The 18,022-nt window shown below is 62.2% G+C and carries 11 protein-coding genes; 5 read left to right on the top strand and 6 right to left on the bottom strand.

Features of this window, described 5'->3' with window-relative positions:
• Nucleotides 1-270: 270 nt before the first annotated feature.
• Nucleotides 271-1,176 (bottom strand): AraC family transcriptional regulator, encoded by a 906-nt coding sequence (locus tag QWI18_RS25430; protein WP_296313520.1) that lies wholly within the window; start codon nt 1,174-1,176, stop codon nt 271-273.
• Nucleotides 1,177-1,354: 178 nt separating this feature from the next.
• Between QWI18_RS25430 and QWI18_RS25425 the strand changes: the two genes are divergently transcribed.
• Complete coding sequence (locus QWI18_RS25425; protein WP_065986280.1) at nt 1,355-2,407, top strand: NAD(P)-dependent alcohol dehydrogenase; 1,053 nt, start codon at nt 1,355-1,357, stop codon at nt 2,405-2,407.
• 36 nt (nt 2,408-2,443) lie between these two features.
• Here QWI18_RS25425 and QWI18_RS25420 read toward each other — a convergent pair whose 3' ends face one another.
• Nucleotides 2,444-3,247 (bottom strand): IclR family transcriptional regulator, encoded by an 804-nt coding sequence (locus tag QWI18_RS25420; protein WP_369320161.1) that lies wholly within the window; start codon nt 3,245-3,247, stop codon nt 2,444-2,446.
• A gap of 258 nt (nt 3,248-3,505) precedes the next feature.
• On the opposite strand from QWI18_RS25420, the gene QWI18_RS25415 reads away from it, so the two are divergent.
• From QWI18_RS25415 to QWI18_RS25405, 3 genes are all read left to right on the top strand, one after another.
• Nucleotides 3,506-4,507: a metallophosphoesterase gene (locus QWI18_RS25415; protein ID WP_192134326.1), complete on the top strand. Its 1,002-nt coding sequence runs from the start codon at nt 3,506-3,508 to the stop codon at nt 4,505-4,507.
• Nucleotides 4,508-5,462: 955 nt separating this feature from the next.
• Nucleotides 5,463-8,465, top strand: a complete 3,003-nt coding sequence (locus QWI18_RS25410; protein WP_369320160.1) for an autotransporter domain-containing protein — start codon at nt 5,463-5,465, stop codon at nt 8,463-8,465.
• Nucleotides 8,466-8,616: 151 nt separating this feature from the next.
• The gene (locus QWI18_RS25405) at nt 8,617-11,727 is read left to right on the top strand and encodes an autotransporter domain-containing protein (RefSeq protein ID WP_369320159.1); all 3,111 of its coding nucleotides are present in this window, start codon (nt 8,617-8,619) and stop codon (nt 11,725-11,727) included.
• Nucleotides 11,728-11,995: 268 nt separating this feature from the next.
• On the opposite strand, the gene QWI18_RS25400 is transcribed toward QWI18_RS25405, so the two are convergent.
• From QWI18_RS25400 to QWI18_RS25385, 4 genes are all read right to left on the bottom strand, one after another.
• Nucleotides 11,996-13,240, bottom strand: a complete 1,245-nt coding sequence (locus tag QWI18_RS25400; RefSeq protein WP_241072767.1) for an MFS transporter — start codon at nt 13,238-13,240, stop codon at nt 11,996-11,998.
• Nucleotides 13,241-13,489: 249 nt separating this feature from the next.
• Nucleotides 13,490-14,638: a galactonate dehydratase gene (dgoD, locus tag QWI18_RS25395; protein ID WP_065986272.1), complete on the bottom strand. Its 1,149-nt coding sequence runs from the start codon at nt 14,636-14,638 to the stop codon at nt 13,490-13,492.
• A gap of 54 nt (nt 14,639-14,692) precedes the next feature.
• The gene (locus tag QWI18_RS25390) at nt 14,693-15,328 is read right to left on the bottom strand and encodes a 2-dehydro-3-deoxy-6-phosphogalactonate aldolase (RefSeq protein WP_369320158.1); all 636 of its coding nucleotides are present in this window, start codon (nt 15,326-15,328) and stop codon (nt 14,693-14,695) included.
• A gap of 1 nt (nt 15,329) precedes the next feature.
• Nucleotides 15,330-16,346, bottom strand: a complete 1,017-nt coding sequence (locus tag QWI18_RS25385) for a 2-dehydro-3-deoxygalactonokinase (protein ID WP_369320157.1) — start codon at nt 16,344-16,346, stop codon at nt 15,330-15,332.
• 390 nt (nt 16,347-16,736) lie between these two features.
• Here QWI18_RS25385 and QWI18_RS25380 point away from each other — a divergent pair, with 390 nt between their 5' ends.
• Complete coding sequence (locus QWI18_RS25380; protein ID WP_192134169.1) at nt 16,737-17,870, top strand: acyltransferase; 1,134 nt, start codon at nt 16,737-16,739, stop codon at nt 17,868-17,870.
• Nucleotides 17,871-18,022: the final 152 nt, after the last annotated feature.

Below are 18,022 nucleotides of genomic sequence, written 5' to 3'. Positions count from 1 at the left end.
GGACCGGCTTTAGCCGGGAAGGCGTCAGCGGCCATCGCGCAAAATTGATGGTGCGCACACTGGCCTCTTCCCGGCTGAAGCCGGTCCCACATAGACACCGCGTAACCTTCGTAGGACCGGCTTTAGCCGGGAAGGCGTCAGCGGCCATCGCGCAAAATTGATGGTGCGCACACTGGCCACTTCCCGGCTGAAGCCGGTCCCACTAAGACACCGCGCAACCTTCGTAGGACCGGCTTTAGCCGGGAAGCTCTTGAGGTTCAGCGTCACCCCTCACGCTGATGTCTTCAGCCGCTCGCCCTCTTCCCCCGGATTGCGTTCGAAGTAGCGCTTGTACTCGCGACTGAACTGCGACGTGCTCTGATACCCGACCTTGTGCGCGACCTGCGCCACCCCCATGCCTTCGCCGATGAGCATCTGTTGAGCCTTGAGCAGCCGCACGCGCTTCAAGTACTGAACGGGTGACAGCAGCGTGCTGCGCTTGAAATGCTCATGGAAGGTCGAGGCGCTCATGTTGGCGCAGCGCGCCAGATCCTCGACACTCAAGGCCTGATCATAGTGGTCGCGCAGATGCTGCAGCGACGCGGCAATGCGCGCGAAGTGGCCGGTCTGCTCGACCAATGCCCGCAGCACCCCGGCCTGGGGACCGCGCAACGCGGCATACACCACCTCCCTGACCCGCGCCTGGCCCATCACTTGTGCGTCCAGCGGATCGTGCAGGCAGCGCAATAGCCGCTCGACACTCTCACGCATCGGCGCATCCAGCTCGGCGGAGGTCATGGATTCCGGCGTCTGCGCCTTGACCTTGACGTTCGGCGCCTCGCCCATGGCATGCACCAGCTCGCCCAGCAGCGCGCGATCGATTGACACGGCGACGCCATACATCGGCGCCTCGGCCGTGGCGAAGGTTTCGCACATGAACGGCACCGACAACGCCTGCACCAGATAATGACCGGCGCCGTATTCCAGCGTTCGCGGGCCCAGGCGCGCGAGCTTGCTGCCCTGGGCAATGATCACCAGACTCGGTTCATAGATCTGCGGGCTGCTGGCGACGTAGTAATCCCAGGACATCGCCTGCACACCCGAGACGCGGGTGTCGACGAAACCCGGGCGCGACGCCAGCGGTTTGATGAGGGCGACCAACTCGGCGTTGGCATCGGAATGGGAAAGAGGAGACATGGGCAGCCGTACGGAGGATTTGACACCGCCATCATCGCAGATCAGCGGCGTGACGCCCTATTCGATTCCTGAAATCCGGAGGATCAGGCATGACAGGCGGAGGAATGACCATGGCCGGCAATGCCCTGCCTGGGGACAATGCACCGCCTCAACCGTCATCGTTTCTGCGAGGTTCTTCATGTACACAGCCATCGGTTACGCCGCCCAGTCCGCCACCGCCCCCCTCGCCCCCATGACGTTCAGCCGCCGCAGCCCGCGGCCGGACGACGTGGCCATCGAGATTCTGTACTGCGGCGTCTGCCACTCCGATATTCACCAGGCGCGCAACGAGTGGGGCATCGCCGTGTACCCGCTGATGCCGGGCCACGAGATCGTCGGCAAAGTCACCGAAGTCGGCGCCAATGTCAGCAAGCACAAAGTCGGCGATCTGGTCGGCGTCGGTTGCATGGTCGACTCCTGCCGTCAGTGTGAAGCCTGCGCGCAGGACCTCGAGCAGTATTGCCTCGAAGGCCCGACCATGACCTACGCCACCCCCGACCGCGTTGACGGCAGCAACACCATGGGCGGCTACTCCAACAGCATCGTGGTCAGCGAGCACTTCGTCGTGCGTATCCCGGAGAAACTCGACCTGGCCGCCGCGGCGCCCATCCTGTGTGCCGGCATCACCACCTACTCGCCACTCAAGCATTACGGCGTCAAGGCCGGCGACAAAGTGGGCGTACTGGGCATGGGCGGTCTGGGCCACATGGGCATCAAGTTCGCCAAGGCCATGGGCGCGGAAGTGACGCTGTTCACCCGTTCGGCGAGCAAGGCCGAAGAAGGTCGTCGCCAGGGCGCCGATCACGTCATCGTCTCGACCGATGCCGAGCAGATGAAAGCCGCTGCCGGTCACTTCGACTTCCTGCTGGACACCATTCCGGTGCAGCACGATTTGAACCCCTATCTGGAAACCCTGAGTTTTGACGGCGTGCACATTCTCGTCGGCCTGATCGAACCCGTCGACCCGGCGCTGCATGCGGCCAACCTGGTGATGAAGCGCCGCGTGCTGGCGGGCTCACTGATTGGCGGCATTGCCGAGACCCAGGAAGTCCTGGATTTCTGCGCCGAGCACGGCATCACCTGTGACATCGAGATGCTCGACATCAAGAACATCAACGAAGCGTACAGCCGCATGATCGCGGGCGATGTGAAGTACCGTTTCGTGATTGATATGGCCACGTTGAAGGCCTGATCCACCGGTTCGCCCCGCGCAATGCGGGGCGAAACGCTAGCCGCCCAGTTCCGCCGACAACCTTGCCGCCGCGTCCTTGATCACCGGCACCAGGTCGGCCATCTTTTCCAGCGGCATGTACGGCACGGTGCTGGCGATGCTGATGCCGGCGACAATCTGCTTGCTGGCATCACGCACCGGTGCCGCCACACAGCGGATCGACGGTTCGTTGTCTTCCAGATCGAACGCATAGCCGCCCTGTACGTACTCGTGCATGCGCGCCTGCACCTGCTCCCAGGTCTGTTCTTCATGGGCCGGCCACAACGGGTTCTTGCCGGTGGTCGGCACACTGATTTCGTACAGCCGTCGCCATTCGCTTACCGGGCTGTCCAGCAGCAATGCCTTGCCGATGCCGGTGCGCGCCAGCGGCATGCGATGGCCCACCCGCGATCGCATCTCCGGGCCATTGCGCCCGGGATTTTTATGCAGGTAAAAGACCTCGTCGCCATCGCGCATGGCCAGGTGCACGGTGTCCCCGGTGAGTGCCGAAAGTTCGTCGAGAAAGGGTCTGGCCAGCACCAGCAGCGGCACTTCTTCCCGGGCCTGAAACCCCAGCTCGATCAATCTCGGCCCGAGCACATACCCCACCTGCGGCAACACCCGCAGGTAGCGCTCCTCCACCAGACAACTGGCGAGCCGGTGGGTGGTGCTGCGGGTGGTGCCGATCAACCGGGCGATTTCCTTGAGGTCGCGAGCGCCGCTGGCGACCGCCTGAATCACGCCCAGGCCGCGAATCAGCGTTTGCGTACCGGTGGGTGCAGGGTCTTTGCCAGTGACGGCGGTGTCGGATGCATCTTGCATGGCGCGCCTTATCGAATCAGAAAACCGGCGCCATTATCGTCGCCAGCCTTGAAGCCTGCCAGCGCTGTGCAGAATTTGCTCGGCGTCGGCGCAGGGTCATACCCACTCGATGCGTTCGACCTTGCCCACCAACAGGATGTAGGACAACGCGCCGTACGCACGCTCGAAGACCACCGCATTCTCCCCAAGATTCACCTTGGTAGCACGCGTCTGAGGGCAGATAATTAAGCCGTTTCGATGGCGAAGGATTCCGCAGGCATGAGGCAAAAAGTTCTGAGACTTTCGCAAAATCACCATGGCCGTGACTTTGTCGTAGGTGACATTCACTTCAAAACCACCGACTTGTATAAAGGCCTGCGCAAACTCGGCTTTGACAGCCAGACTGACCGAGTCATCGGCGTCGGCGACCTCATTGATCGCGGCCCGGGCGTGCTCGACGGGCTCAAGCTTTTGGGCGAGCCGTGGTTTTTCACCGTAATGGGTAACCATGAACAGATGCTGATTCGGGCTTACCGTGAAAACCCGGACGCTCGTTATGTCTCTCATGGGGCTGGTTGGTGGGCAACCGTCGCCGATGAGTCGAAAGAGATGATCATCGTCAAGCTTGAGACCCTCCCTACCCTCATCGAGATCGAATCACCCCGTGGGGTCGTGGGCGTTGTACATGGGGATGTACCGAGAGGCTTGTCCTGGCAGGGGTTCGTCAACGATATCGACAACGCGCAAGTCGAAGAAATAGCCCTCTGGGGGCGAGAGCGGATCAAAAAGCATTACCGTCAAGGCGTCGCCGGCGTTTGGCGTGTTTGCACGGGTCACACGTGGATTCCAGAGCCGTTACGCCTCGGGAACGTGCTCGCGCTGGATTGCACCGGAGGCGGTGACGGGCCGTTGGGGATTTACTGCGTGCAGGACGACACCCTCTATGTCGACGGTCTTTCCGTGGCGCTTGACCAAGCTGAAGTTTTCACGGAGTTGCTTAACGATCTAGAGCGCACGCAGGCAGAACTCAACAGCATGTTGAGTGCGAGCACGCTCATCGAATCCCAACGCCTGAGTCGTAAGGCTGAAGATTTGGCGGCTCGGGCGAATACTGCCTGGCTTGCACTGCAGCCTGAGGTCGAAGCGTCTCAGAAGCTCTTGAATGAGCTCCACGGGCTCAGCCTGCTTGGCGGGGAGCGTAGGGTCCTGAAGCTCGAAGAATTACGGTCTGGATACGAAGGAACCCCCATTGAAGGATTACTGAACAGGCTGTTTTGCTAGACGCGAGATCTATTGCTTCCCGACAGTATCCATAGATCTGCTCTACGAGCCTTTCCCCATGCCAGCATTATCGCAAGCCGTCGTTATACTCCTTCCTACAATGCGGCCAATACTTGAGGAACGGCGACGGCGGAGTCATCAAGTGGATTGTGGCGTGCCACAAGATTGCTCGATCAACAAGAAAATTGGGCAGTACCGCCTAATCCAGTGTGTCTTTGCCATTCACTTGCGGTGCATTCGCCGGCCGCTTACGAAGTATGGCTTGCCGTGGCCAGCACTACGAAAAGTTGCGCCAGTATAAAATCATTGCGCCGGCAGACCCTTCGCGCTTGTGCGTTTAAAACCCATTACTGCTCATAACGCAAATAATCGGAGCAAACCAGCAGCCAGAAGTCTCAGGCGCCCCGAGGTTCTCTGACCCCAAGTTACTGGGCCATGACGCGCCAAAATATAAAGGCTACCCCCACTTGTAGCGATAATGATCACTTCAAAGCGCCCCACTGTTTTGGGCACCCGGCATGACCTTCTCAACTACCACGGCTGCGCGGCTGCCGCTTGCTCAACAGCGAGACGCTGGCCAAGGATGATGTTGTGGCATGGCTAAGTAATGGCTAGGCTAGGGTTTGACTATTCATTATTTGAATACCTCTTTTCTACCCTCCCTGCCTGGCTCTCGTGACTGAGCGAAGCCGCCAATACGCCAACGCTAGATTAACTAAAAAACGCGCTGGATTTTCGACAATGGAACTAAAAGGCCACTATCTCGCAATGCACCGTAATTGTGCCTGCTCCGTCTAGATGCCTCATCACAACGCCTTGTGCCTTATTACCTGCCTGCTTAGTTACTGTTGGCTTTGTATCAAATTTGAAACAAATAAGTTGCCATTCCCTGCGCAGCGGACTATTTTCTTACGGCGCTCACTAGGGAGCTAACAAATAAAAAAGGTGTGCAGGGATGCGAAGGTTCAAGCCGTCGAATGCTGTCCGTTATTCCGTTAAACCCGCAACCACTACCGCACTTTGCGCGTTGTCTTTTACCTTTGGCTGCTCGGCTTATGCCGACTATGCAGAACAGGGGAAGTTAGGCGACGCGGCCAGTTGGCACTCGGAAGAATTCAAGAGCGACTGGGGATTGGGCCGTATCCAGGCTGACCAGGCTTATGCCGCCGGTATCACCGGCGCCGGCGTAAAAATCGGCGCGATGGACTCAGGTTTCGACCCCTCTCATCCCGAAGCCAGCCCATCCCGCTACCATGCGGTAACCGCCAACGGCACCTATGTAGATGGTTCGCCCTTTAGCATCACGGGTGCCATCAACCCCAATAACGACACCCACGGCACGCACGTGACCGGGACCATGGGCGCGGCCCGTGATGGCGTCGGCATGCATGGCGTGGCGTACAACGCGCAAATCTATGTGGCCAACACCAACCAGAGCGATAGCTTCCTGTTTGGCCCGAGCCCGGATCCGCAGTACTTCAAGGCGGCCTATGGCGCGCTGGCCGATGCCGGTGTGCGGGCGATTAACAACAGTTGGGGTAGCCAGCCGCCGGATGTGACCTACGCGACGTTGAAAGGCGTACAGGCTGCCTATGCCCAGCATTACAACCGGGGCACCTGGCTGGATGAAGCGGCTAACGTCTCGCGCAAGGGCGTGATCAACGTCTTCAGTGCTGGCAATACTGGCTATGCCAACGCCAGTGTGCGGTCTGCGCTGCCGTATTTCGAGCCGGACCTGGAAGGCCACTGGCTGGCGGTGTCTGGCCTGGATAGCGCCAATGCCCAGCGCTACAACCAGTGCGGCATTGCCAAATACTGGTGCATCACCACGCCCGGGAGGCTGATCAACAGCACCGTGCCTGGCGGCGGCTATGCGCTCAAGTCCGGTACGTCCATGGCCGCGCCCCATGCCACGGGCGCATTGGCGCTGGTGATGGAGCGCTACCCTTACATGAACAACGAGCAGGCCTTGCAGGTGCTGCTCACCACCGCGACCCAGCTCGATGGTTCGGTCACCCAGGCGCCCAATGGCGCTGTGGGCTGGGGTGTAGCCAACCTGGAGCGGGCCATGCGCGGCCCGGGCCAGTTGCTGGGCACCTTCGATGCCACCTTGGGCGCCGGCCAAACCGATGTCTGGAGTAACAATATTTCTGATCAGGCGTTGATCCAGCGTCAGGCCGAGGACACTGCCGAACAGGCCGCCTGGCAGCAAACCCTGGTCAGCAGAGGTTGGCAGAACGGCGTGGCCAGCACCGCCAGCCAACAGGACCAGACCGACTACGCCGTGGGCACGGCCCGTGCTGCGGCCGCGGCTCAGCGCCAGTACCAGGGCAGCCTGATCAAGTCCGGCGCGGGCCGGCTGATTCTTGAAGGGAACAATACTTATCGCGGCGATACCCAGGTCAACGGGGGTGTGCTGTCGGTTAATGGCTCCCTGGCGTCCGCTGTGCAGGTCAATGCGGGGGGCACCTTGGGCGGCAATGGCCAGGTCGGTAACCTCACCGCGTTGAGCGGCGGGCAGGTGGCGCCGGGGAACTCCATCGGCACCCTGCAGGTGAACGGTGACGTAACCTTCGCGCCGGGCTCAACCTACGCGGTAGAGCTTTCGCCAACGGCCAGTGACCGCATTGTGGCCACCGGCAGTGCCACGGTGTCGGGGGCCAACATGACCTTGGCCCTGGACCCAACGCCGCTGGCCTTGAATGCCACGCCTGGCCAAACCCTGGTTGGCCGCCAGTACAACGTGTTGCAAGCCGCCAACGGTGTGAACGGGCAGTTCGCTGCGGTCACCTCCCACTACGCTTTCCTCGGCGGCCGGCTGGACTACGCCGCTAACGGCGTTGCCCTGAATATCGAGCGCACGGCGGCTTTCGACAGCGTGGCGCAAACCCCTAACCAGGCAGCTGTGGCCTCGGCGGCCGAGCAATTGGGTGCGGGCAACGCGGTGTATGAAAACCTGCTGCTCGCGCCAAGCGCCGCCTCGGCCCGGGAGAGTTTCCAGCAGCTGTCGGGTGAGATCTACCCGGCAGTCGCCACCCAGTTGATCAACGACAGCCGCTATGTGCGTGATGCCGTGGGCGAGCGCCTGGGCGCCAGCGTGTTCGGTGCCGATGCCAATACGGCAGCGCAAGACAATGTGTGGTTCAAGGCCTTGGGTGCGTGGGGCAAAACGGATTCCCGTAGCGATACGGCTGGCTATACCTCATCGATTAGCGGCGTGCTGGCGGGTGTCGACGGCGACGTAGGTGACGACACGCGCCTTGGCTTGGTAGGCGGTTACAGCGACAGCTCGGTCAACATGGGCTCGGGCACCCATTCCCGTGCATCGGTAGACAGCTACCATCTGGGCGCCTACCTGGGTCATGAGATCGGCGCCTGGCGCTTGACCCTCGGCGGTGCCTACAGCTGGCACCGGATCGATGGCAAGCGCGATGTACAGGTCGGCGGCGCCAGCGGGCGGGAGAAAACCAAGCACGATGCGCAAACCGCACAGGTGTTCACCGAAGCGGCATACCGTATTCAGTTGCAGCCCGCAGTGCTTGAGCCCTTCGCCAACCTGGCCTATGTACACCTTGGCACTGATCGCTTCAGCGAGAAGGGAGATGCCGCAGCGCTTGCCTCCGGCAGCGACACCCGTGAAGCCGTGCTCGGTACGCTGGGCGTACGGGCGCTTAAAACCGTCGCAATCAATGATCATCAGAAGCTCGACCTCTCCGGCAGCCTGGGCTGGCAGCACAACCTGAGCGATACCGATTCAGAGCAGCACATGGCCTTTGCGGCAGGTGGCAGCAGCTTTGGTATCGAAAGCTCGCCCTTGGTGCGTGACGCGGCCCTGGTGGGTGCCCATGCCCGCATGGCGCTGAGCCGTGAGGCCAGCGTTAGCCTGGACTACAACGGCCAACTGGCCAGCCGTGAAAAAAGCCACGGCATTGGCTTGAGCCTTAACTGGCAGTTCTAAACGCAAAGCGGCAGGGCGAGCCAGGCCTTCGCCCGCCGCTTTCCTGAAGCTGAATGTTTCAACCTACCCATTGTTGGAAAAAGAACGACGCGGATACCAAGACGGCATTCGCGCGGGGTTTTGTGTGCGCTAACTAAGGACAGTTGTATTTATGAAAAAGCCATCCACCACTCGACAGCTTGCTGTCAGCTCCATTCGGCACGCTATTCGGCAAGCCAATCGCGTTTCTTGCGGCGCTCTGGCCTGCTACCTGGCCACCCTCGGTGCAGCCCAGGCTGCGCCTTACGTAGAAGCCGGCCAGGCCGGGAATGTCGCCAGTTGGCGCAGCCCGGAGTTCACGGCCCAATGGGGGCTGGGCGCGATCAACGCGGACCAGGCCTACGCCGCCGGCTACACCGGCAAGGGCGTGAAGCTGGGAATTTTCGATCAGCCGGTGTACGCACCGCACCCGGAATTCGCCAGCCCGGATAAAGTGATCAACCTGGTCACCAGTGGCATTCGCGAGTACACCGACCCCTATATCCCGGTAAAGGCCGGCGACGCCTTTCGTTACGATGGCACCCCTACCCCTGACTCCAACGGCCGGCTGGGTAACCATGGCACCCACGTAGGCGGCATCGCGGGCGGCAACCGTGACGGCGGGCCCATGCACGGCGTGGCCTTCAACGCCCAGATCATCAGCGCCGACAACGGCGACCCAGGCCCGGAAGACGGCATTGTGCTGGGCAACGACGGCGCGGTTTACCAGGCGGGCTGGAATGCATTGGTCAGCAGTGGCGCGCGCATCATCAATAACAGCTGGGGCATTGGCATTACCGACCGCTTTGACCAAGGCGGTCGCGATCCGGCCTTTGCGCACTTTACCGTGCAGGATGCGCAGCTGCAGTTCAATCAGATCCAACAGATCCTCGGCACTCGCCCAGGGGGCGCTTACCAGGGCGCCATCGATGCCGCGCGCAGCGGCGTGGTCACCATTTTCGCCGCCGGCAACGACTACAACCTGAACAACCCGGACGCCATGGCCGGGCTCGGGTATTTCGTGCCAGAGATCGCGCCCAACTGGCTGACGGTTGCTGCCCTGCAGCAAAACCCGAACGCCACGGCCGCCGGCGCCACGCCTTACCTTCTGAGCACCTTTTCCTCTCGCTGCGGCTACACAGCCAGCTTCTGCGTGTCGGCGCCAGGTACGCGCATCTACAGCTCCGTGCTTAACGGCACCAGCTTGCAAGACCTGACCGTGGGCTGGGCCAACAAAAACGGTACCTCCATGGCCGCGCCCCATGTGGCGGGCAGCATGGCGGTACTGATGGAGCGCTTCCCCTACATGACCGGCGCCCAGGTGGCCGACGTGTTGAAAACCACCGCCACCGACCTCGGCGCGCCTGGCGTGGACGCGCTCTATGGCTGGGGCATGATCAACCTGGGCAAGGCCGTCAACGGCCCGAGCATGTTCGTCACCGAGGCGGATATTCCCGCTGAGTTTCGTATCAGTGGCGCCTATGGCGACAGCCAGTTCGTGGCCAACCTGCCGGGGGTAGGCGCGGTGGTCGATGCCGGCAAACCAACCCAGCGCGTCTGCAGCGGGCCGCAATGCGGGCGGGACACGTGGAGCAATGACATAGCCGGGCATGGCGGCTTGACCAAGACAGGTATCGGCACCTTGGTGCTGACCGGCGCCAACACCTACAGCGGCCCAACCCTGGTCAATGAAGGGCGCCTGACGATCAATGGTTCGCTGGCCTCGGCGGTGACCGTCAACGACACCGGCATACTGGGCGGCAACGGCTGGATCGCGTCACTTGCCGCCAACCGCGGCGGTACGGTAGCGCCGGGCAATTCCGTGGGCACCTTACAGGTGGCGGGGGACCTTAACCTCGCGCCCGGCGCTGTGTATGCGGTGGAGTTTTCGCCCACTGGCAGCGACCGCATCATCGCCGGCGGGCAGGCGACGGTGAGCGGTGCGACCATGGCCCTCTCCTTGGAAAACGGCGCCGGCTTCACCACAGGCGAGGTCAACAGCCTGATCGGCCGGCAGTTCAACGTGCTGCAAGCGGCGGGCGGCGTGCAGGGCCAGTTCGGGTCGGTGCTGGATAACTACGCCTTTCTGGATGGCAACCTGGCCTACAGCGGTACGGGCGTTGCCTTGGCCCTGGAGCGCAACGCGGACAGCTTCGCCAGCGCCGCGCACACCGCTAATCAGGCCAACGTAGCGGCTGCCGCCGAGCAATTAGGGGCCGGTAATGCGGTGTACGAAGAGCTGCTGTTGAGCCCCGATGCGGCTACCGCTCGGCGTGCCTACACCCAGTTGTCCGGCGAAGTGCATCCGGCCATCGCCACTCAGTTGATCAACGACAGCCGCCAGGTCCGCGATGCCGTCGGTGATCGCCTGCGCGTCGACGGGCTGTATGACCAGCCTGCGGCGGGTGTTGAAGACAACAATCTGTGGGTGAAAGGCCTGGGCGCCTGGGGCAAAAACGCCGGCAGCAGCGACAGCGCCAGTTCAACCTCATCCCTGGGCGGCCTGCTCGCCGGTGTGGACGGCCTGGTGGCTGAGCACACCCGGTTGGGCGCCATGGTCGGTTACAGCGACACCTCGTTAGGCATGGGTGACGACACCCATTCCCGCGCCTCGGCCAATAGCTACCACCTGGGTGCCTACATGGGCCACGAGGAAGGGCCGTTGCGCCTGACCGCGGGTGCATCCCATAGCTGGCACCGCATCGACGTCAAGCGAGACCTGCAACTGGGCACCTCGACCGACCGCCTGAAGGTCAAGCGCGACGCGCAATCGACTCAGGTGTTCACCGAAGCGGCCTATCGCCTGAACCTGCAGCCTCTGGCGCTGGAGCCCTTCGCCAACCTGGCCTATGTGCATTTCGACAGCGACAGCTTTACGGAGAAGGGAGGCGCCACGGCGCTCAAGGGTAATGACGACACCCGCGACACCGTGCTATCCACGCTGGGCATGCGTGCCGGTAGCCGGTTCAACCTCACCGATACTCAGAAGCTGGACGTCTCAGGCACCTTGGGCTGGCAGCATAACCTGAGCGATACCTCGGCCGAGCAGCACCTGGCCTTTGCCAGCGGGGTGAATACCTTTGCCGTGCAAAGCGTGTCCATGGACCGGGACGCGGCCGTCGTAGGCGCCCGCGCCAGCCTTGCCTTGAACCGGGATGCGCGGATCAACCTGGATTACAACGGCCTGCTGGGCGCCCGGGATAAAACCCACGGTGTAGGGCTGTCACTGAATTGGGCGTTCTAACCTCAAGCGCTGCCTGAAAGCCCGCGCCAGCTTGGGTGCTCCCGCCCGATACTAAAAACCGTTTGGAGGGTCGATTTTGTCCCTCCAAACGGTTCAGCAGCTATCCAATGGGGCGCCTGAGCACCGGCTCGAAAGGTCGCTCTCGTTGATGCAGACAACCTCTCAAGCCCGGTCATGCCAAGGCATAGCCGGCTTCCACGCCTCTCTCAAGGAAACGTTGGTCACGGCGCAAGTGATTGACGTCCCTCATTCCGTATCGACACGGCCATCACAACTCGATGCGTTCCACCTTGCCCACCAACAGGATGTAGGACAACGCCCCGAGCAACGCGAGAACGGCGATGTAGGTGATCGCCGGCGCAAAGGAATCACCCGACGCCAGGAAACCGATCACGATTGGCGTGGCGATCGCCGCCAGGTTGCCGATCAGGTTGAACGTGCCGCCGGTCAGCCCCAACAGCCGCGCCGGGGCGAGGGTTGAGACCAGCGACCAGGTGATCGACGCCAGGCCGTTGCCGAAAAACGCCAGCGCCAAGAACGCAATTACCAGCGGAGTCGAATCGACGTAGTTGGCGCCGATGATCGAGGTGGAGATCAACAGGCCGGCGATGATCGGCGTCTTGCGTGCGAAGCCGACGGTGTAACCGCGACGGATCAGCCAGTCGGAGAAGAACCCTGAGCAGAGCACGCCGACGAACGCTGCGAGAAACGGCAGCGACGCCAGCAGGCCGGACTTGATGAAGTCCATGCCGCGGTATTTGACCAGGTAGGTCGGGAACCAGGTGAGGAAGAACCACAGCGTCGAGTTCAGGCAGAACTGACCCAGGTAGATGCCCCACAGCTTGCGCTTGGTCAGCACGATGCCGAGGTCCTGCCAGCTAAAACCGCTTTTGCGTTTCGAGGCATCGGTCTGCATGTCGACCAGACCGCCGCCGTCCTTGATCAGGTCGATCTCACCCTGGTTGATGCCTTTGAAGTCACGCGGTTCGCGATAGACCATGTACCAGATGGCCGCCCAGAGCACGCCGACGCCACCGGTGGCCACGAACACCATGTGCCAGCCGTAGCGGGTCTGCAGCCACGCGAGCACAGGGGTGAGGAATGCCAGGCCGACGAATTGGCCGGAGGTGTAAAAGCCAACGGCGGTGGCACGTTCCTTTTCCGGGAACCAGGCGGTGACGACCCGGCTGTTGATCGGATACGCCGGGGCCTCCAGCGCGCCGACGGCCATGCGCAGGACGAACAGGCCGATGAAGCTGCCAACGAAGCCGAGGAAGATGGTCGCGATGGACCACAGCGCCAGCGCGACGGTGTAAAGGATGCGCGGCGGCACGCGATCCACCAGCCAGCCGCCGGGCAGCTGCATGGCGGCGTAGGTCCAGCCGAAGGCGGAGAAGATCAGCCCGACGTGCACCGGATCGATGCCCAGCTCGCTGGTCAGTGCGGGCGCGGCGATGGACAGGTTGCTGCGGTCGAGGTAGTTGATCACCACGGTGATGAACAGCAGCACCATGATGAAAAAGCGTTTGCGGGTCGGCGTGGCGGTGGTCGCCCGCGCCTGGGTTGCGGTCTGTGTGCGCAAGGGAAGTGCCTCTTTTTATGGTTATCTGAGGTCTGGAGTGTCATAAATTGATTGTTCCCACGCTCTGCGTGGTAACACTGCTCTGGACGCTCTGCGTCCGGCAGTCGACGCCGAGCGTCGGGGGATGCATTCCCACGCGGAGCGTGGGAACGATCAGTCGGGCTCAAGCCCGGGGAGCAATCACCACTCGGCAAAGCTGCCGTCGGCATGGCGCCAGATCGGGTTGCGCCAGCGGTGGCCGATGGCGGCGCGTTCCTTGACGTACTCTTCGTTGATCTCAATGCCCAGGCCCGGCCCGTTCGGGATCTTCACCATGCCCTTGTCGTAGTCGAAGACTTCGGGGTTCTTGATGTAGTCGAGCAGGTCGTTGCTTTCGTTGTAGTGAATCCCCAGGCTCTGCTCCTGAATGAACGCGTTGTAGCAAACGGCGTCCAGTTGCAGGCACGCCGCCAGCGCGATCGGGCCCAGCGGGCAATGCAGCGCCAGCGCCACGTCATAGGCTTCGGCCATGTTGGCGATCTTGCGGGTTTCGGTGATGCCGCCCGCGTGGGAAGCATCCGGCTGGATGATGTCGACATAGCCTTCGCTTAACACGCGCTTGAAATCCCAGCGGGAGAACAAACGCTCGCCCAGGGCAATCGGCGTGCTGGTCAACGGCGCCAGTTCCTTCAGCGCTTCGTAGTTCTCGCTGAGCACCGGCTCTTCGATGAACATCAGCTTGTACGGGTCCAGCTCTTTCATCAGCACCTTGGCCATCGGCTTGTGCACACGACCGTGGAAGTCGACGCCGATGCCGACATTGGGGCCCACGGCATCGCGCACGGCGGCGACGTTGGCCAGGGCCAGATCAACCTTGTCGAAGGTGTCGAGGAACTGCAGCTCCTCGGTGCCGTTCATTTTCACCGCAGTGAACCCACGCTCCACCGCTTCTTTTGCCGCACGCGCGGTGTCCGCCGGACGGTCGCCGCCGATCCACGAGTACACCCGAATCTTGTCGCGCACCTGGCCGCCAAGCAGGTCGCTGACCGACACGCCCAGGGCCTTGCCCTTGATGTCCCACAGCGCCTGATCGATGCCCGCCAGCGCGCTCATGTGGATGGCGCCGCCCCGGTAGAAGCCGCCGCGATACAGCACGGTCCAGATGTCTTCGATGTTGCGTGGGTCTTTGCCGATCAAATAGTCGGACAGTTCCTCAACCGCTGCAGCCACGGTGTGGGCGCGGCCCTCGACCACAGGCTCGCCCCAACCGGTGACGCCCTGGTCGGTTTCGACTTTCAGGAAGCACCAGCGCGGCGGAACGATGTAGGTCGTGAGTTTGGTGATTTTCATGTCTTGTCTCTCTTATTCAAAAACACATGCTCGATGGCGCAACGAGCGGGTGGGTCACTGGTTGTTTGCTGGCTTGTGCTGGTTCCAGGCGTCCACGTAGGCCTTGGCGCTCTTGGCAACGTCCTCGGCGCTCATGCCCGGCTTGAACAGCCCCGAACCCAGGCCGAAACCGGAAACACCGGCATCGAGGAACACTTTCATGTTGTCCGGGGTGATGCCACCGACCGGAATCAGCGCCGTGCCGGCCGGCAACACCGCCAGCCAGGCCTTGACCACCGCCGGGCCCATTTGCTCGGCAGGGAACATCTTCAGCACGTCGGCACCTTCAGCCAGCGCGGCGAAGGCTTCGGTCGGCGTCGCCACGCCCGGGGACAGAAACAGGCCTTCGGCCTTGGCGGCGCGCAGCACGTTGGGGTCACTGTGGGGCATGACGATGACCTGGCCGCCGGCCTCCTTGACCTGGCGCACTTGCTCCGGCGTCAGCACCGTGCCCGCACCGATCAGGCAATCGGCGGGCAGGCTCTGACGCAGCAGGCGGATGCTGTCGTACGGCTGCGGGGAATTGAGCGGCACTTCGATGACGCGGAAACCGGCGGTGTACAGGACATCACCGATGGCCGGCGCTTCTTCGGGGCGCAGGCCGCGCAGAATTGCGACCAGACCGTTTTGCACGAGGGCTTGCTTGAGCATGTCAGTTCTCTACATGAAGGGGCCGGGCAGCGGCCGAAGAGGAGGATTGAATCAGACCGGCCTGCACCGCCACCTGCCAGAGGCCACGCTCGGTGGCCTGCTCGGCCAGGGTCACTTGGGGAAAACCGTTGGCATCGAGGGCGCGCTGATAGCGTGCGATCAGGGCGTCGCTGCCGATCAGGATCACGGCGGGCAAGTGCGCGTCGGTCTGACGCAGCAGTTGCGCCAGCGCGACGATTTCGTGGCCGATTAACAGGCCGGACAGGTAATCGGATTGAGCGGAGCCGGACAGCACGCCGGTCAAGCCGAGGGTGCGGCAACTGAAGATAGTCGACAGCGGACCTGCCGCACCGTTGGCCGACCGCGACACCGCCACGCCTCGGTCAAACGCTTCGGCGTCGAAGGTGTCGCTGCGCTGCATCGTGCGGCCAAGAATGGTGTGGCTGGACAGCGCGGCGTAGACCTCGCCGGTCATGAAGGTGTCGAAATGCTCAATCCGGCCGTCCACCGCCCTCACCCACTTCGAGTGGCTGCCGGGCAGGCCGATCAACAGGGGCTTTGCGGTTTCGCTGGCGGGCAGCGAGTCAAGAATGCCCAGGACCTGGGTCTCTTCGCCGCGCATCACATTGGGCAGCTCGGAGCGCTGCAGGATGCCGGGAATGATGTGAACGTCGACGCCGCGCACGCTGCGCACCGTGACCAACGCAGAGCTAAGCGCTGCGACGCTGGCGGGCGTCTGCTGATAGACCGCCTCGCGCCAGCCCTGAGCACTGCCGACCATCCCGCAGGCGATCACCGGCAGCGTCGGTTCGGCGTCGAGCCAGTCGCCGCAGGCTTCGTCGAAAGCGAGTTCGAATCCGTCGGAAACCTGCTGCCCGCCGATCAAGCGAGGCGTCGATGGCAACTGCATGATGCCCGCGCTGAGCGAACGTTGTTCCAGTACCCGGCCGTGTTCGCCGAGTCGATACGCGCGAAGGGAGGTCGTCCCCCAATCGAGCGCGATCAATTGCGCCTGCATGGCTTCACCTGATTGTTATTAATGAGTGAATGCGGGGCGGACTATAAACCGGTTGCGCCCAAAATCTCAATATATAACGCGCTATCCCACATATTGGGATTTAATGTTGCTGGGTCGTCAGATTTTGATAAATGCCCGTTCCGGATAGGTTTGCGGTTCGGGCATACTGCTGCCCGCTGGCAAAACTTTCACTAAACCAGTGTTAGCTTCTGCCTCCAGCCTGCGGTGCGTCACCTCCTGTTCTTCACACTGCTTGCGCCACTCATCAGCCCCAGCGCCGAAGGTGGTAACTTTCCTGCTCGCCCAGCCTTACGTTCTCTGCCCTGCACGCCTGCCGGCGCCTGTTCGCGTGCCCGCGCGCTTAACTCATCTGAAACAAGGACCCTCAAGATGAAGCGATTCCTCGTGCTCGACAGCCTGCGCGGTCTCTGCGCCCTGACGCTGATTGTTCATCACTCGCACATCGAGCGAAGCATCACGGAGCTGTCGTTTTTCCGTAACGCCAGTCAGTTCGCCGGCCTGTTCTTCGCCCTGAGCGGGTTTCTGATTTACCGGCGCTACGTTGGCACGCTGAACACTCCGCGCCAGCTGGGCGACTTCATGATTGCCCGCGCCGGGCGGGTCATGCCGCTGCATATCGCGGTGCTGGTGTTCTTCATCGGTTTCGAGTGTTTGAAACTGGTGCTGGAGCGCTACGGGCTGTTGTTGAACTTCCCGGCGTTCAGTGGTGACCGGGCGCCTGGGGAAATCCTTCCAAACCTTTTGCTGATTCAAGCCTGGTGGCCGGGCTTCAATGCGCTGTCGTTCAACTATCCGTCGTGGTGGGTCAGCGTCGCGTTTTACCTGTGGCTGATCTTCGGGCTGGTCTGCTACGCGCTGCCGGGGATGGCGCGGGCGATTTTCACGCTGCTGGGGGGGTTGGCGTTTGTCGGGTTGTTCGCGGATTCCGTCCTGCTGACGCGCTATGTGTTGTGGGGCGCGGCCTGTTTCTTTGCGGGCACGGTGACGTATCGGCTGTACGCGAGGCTGCGGAATTTCGCGCCGGGGGTGGTGCTGGGCAGTGTGCTTGAGGTGGGGGTTTTGGCGACTATCGGCTGGCTGATGGTGGACGGCCAAGCCCCGATGACGATTGAGCTGGCGCTGCTGTTTTGCCTGGCGATTCTGGTGTTCGCCTGGGAGGCTGGTGCGGTGTCGCGGCTGTTGCAGGTGCGGGTGTTTCCGGCGCTGGGCCGGTTGTGGCTGTCGATTTACCTGACCCATGCGGCGGTGATTTTCGTCGTCGCGACGGGATTGACGGTGGCCGCGAAGTTCGGCGGTTATCCGCTGTTGGTGGACAAACCGGGGGAGATTCCGGGGTCGCTGGTGCGGTATCTGAGTACGGGCAGTGCGCTGAACGACAACCTGTTGATGTTGCTGGTGGTGGTGGCGGTTGTGGTGGTTTCGATGTTGGCTCATCGCTTCATCGAGGTGCCGGGGATGCGGTTTTGTACGGGGTTAAGATCAAGATCAAGGGCGTCGGCCTAACGGCCTCGGTTTCGCCTTCGGCGAGTTACTTGGAAAGGCACCCCAAGTAACCAAGGGTGCTTGCTCTCGGTTTGGCCCTTCCTTCGTCAGGGTTCCTTCACTCCGGTCCCGCTCCGTGGGCCCGCCGCCATCCGCCATCCATGGCGGGGGGC

This window comes from Pseudomonas sp. W2Oct36 (assembly GCF_041060465.1).
Lineage (GTDB): Bacteria > Pseudomonadota > Gammaproteobacteria > Pseudomonadales > Pseudomonadaceae > Aquipseudomonas > Aquipseudomonas graminis_B.
This window is presented reverse-complemented; position numbering and strand designations above follow the sequence as displayed.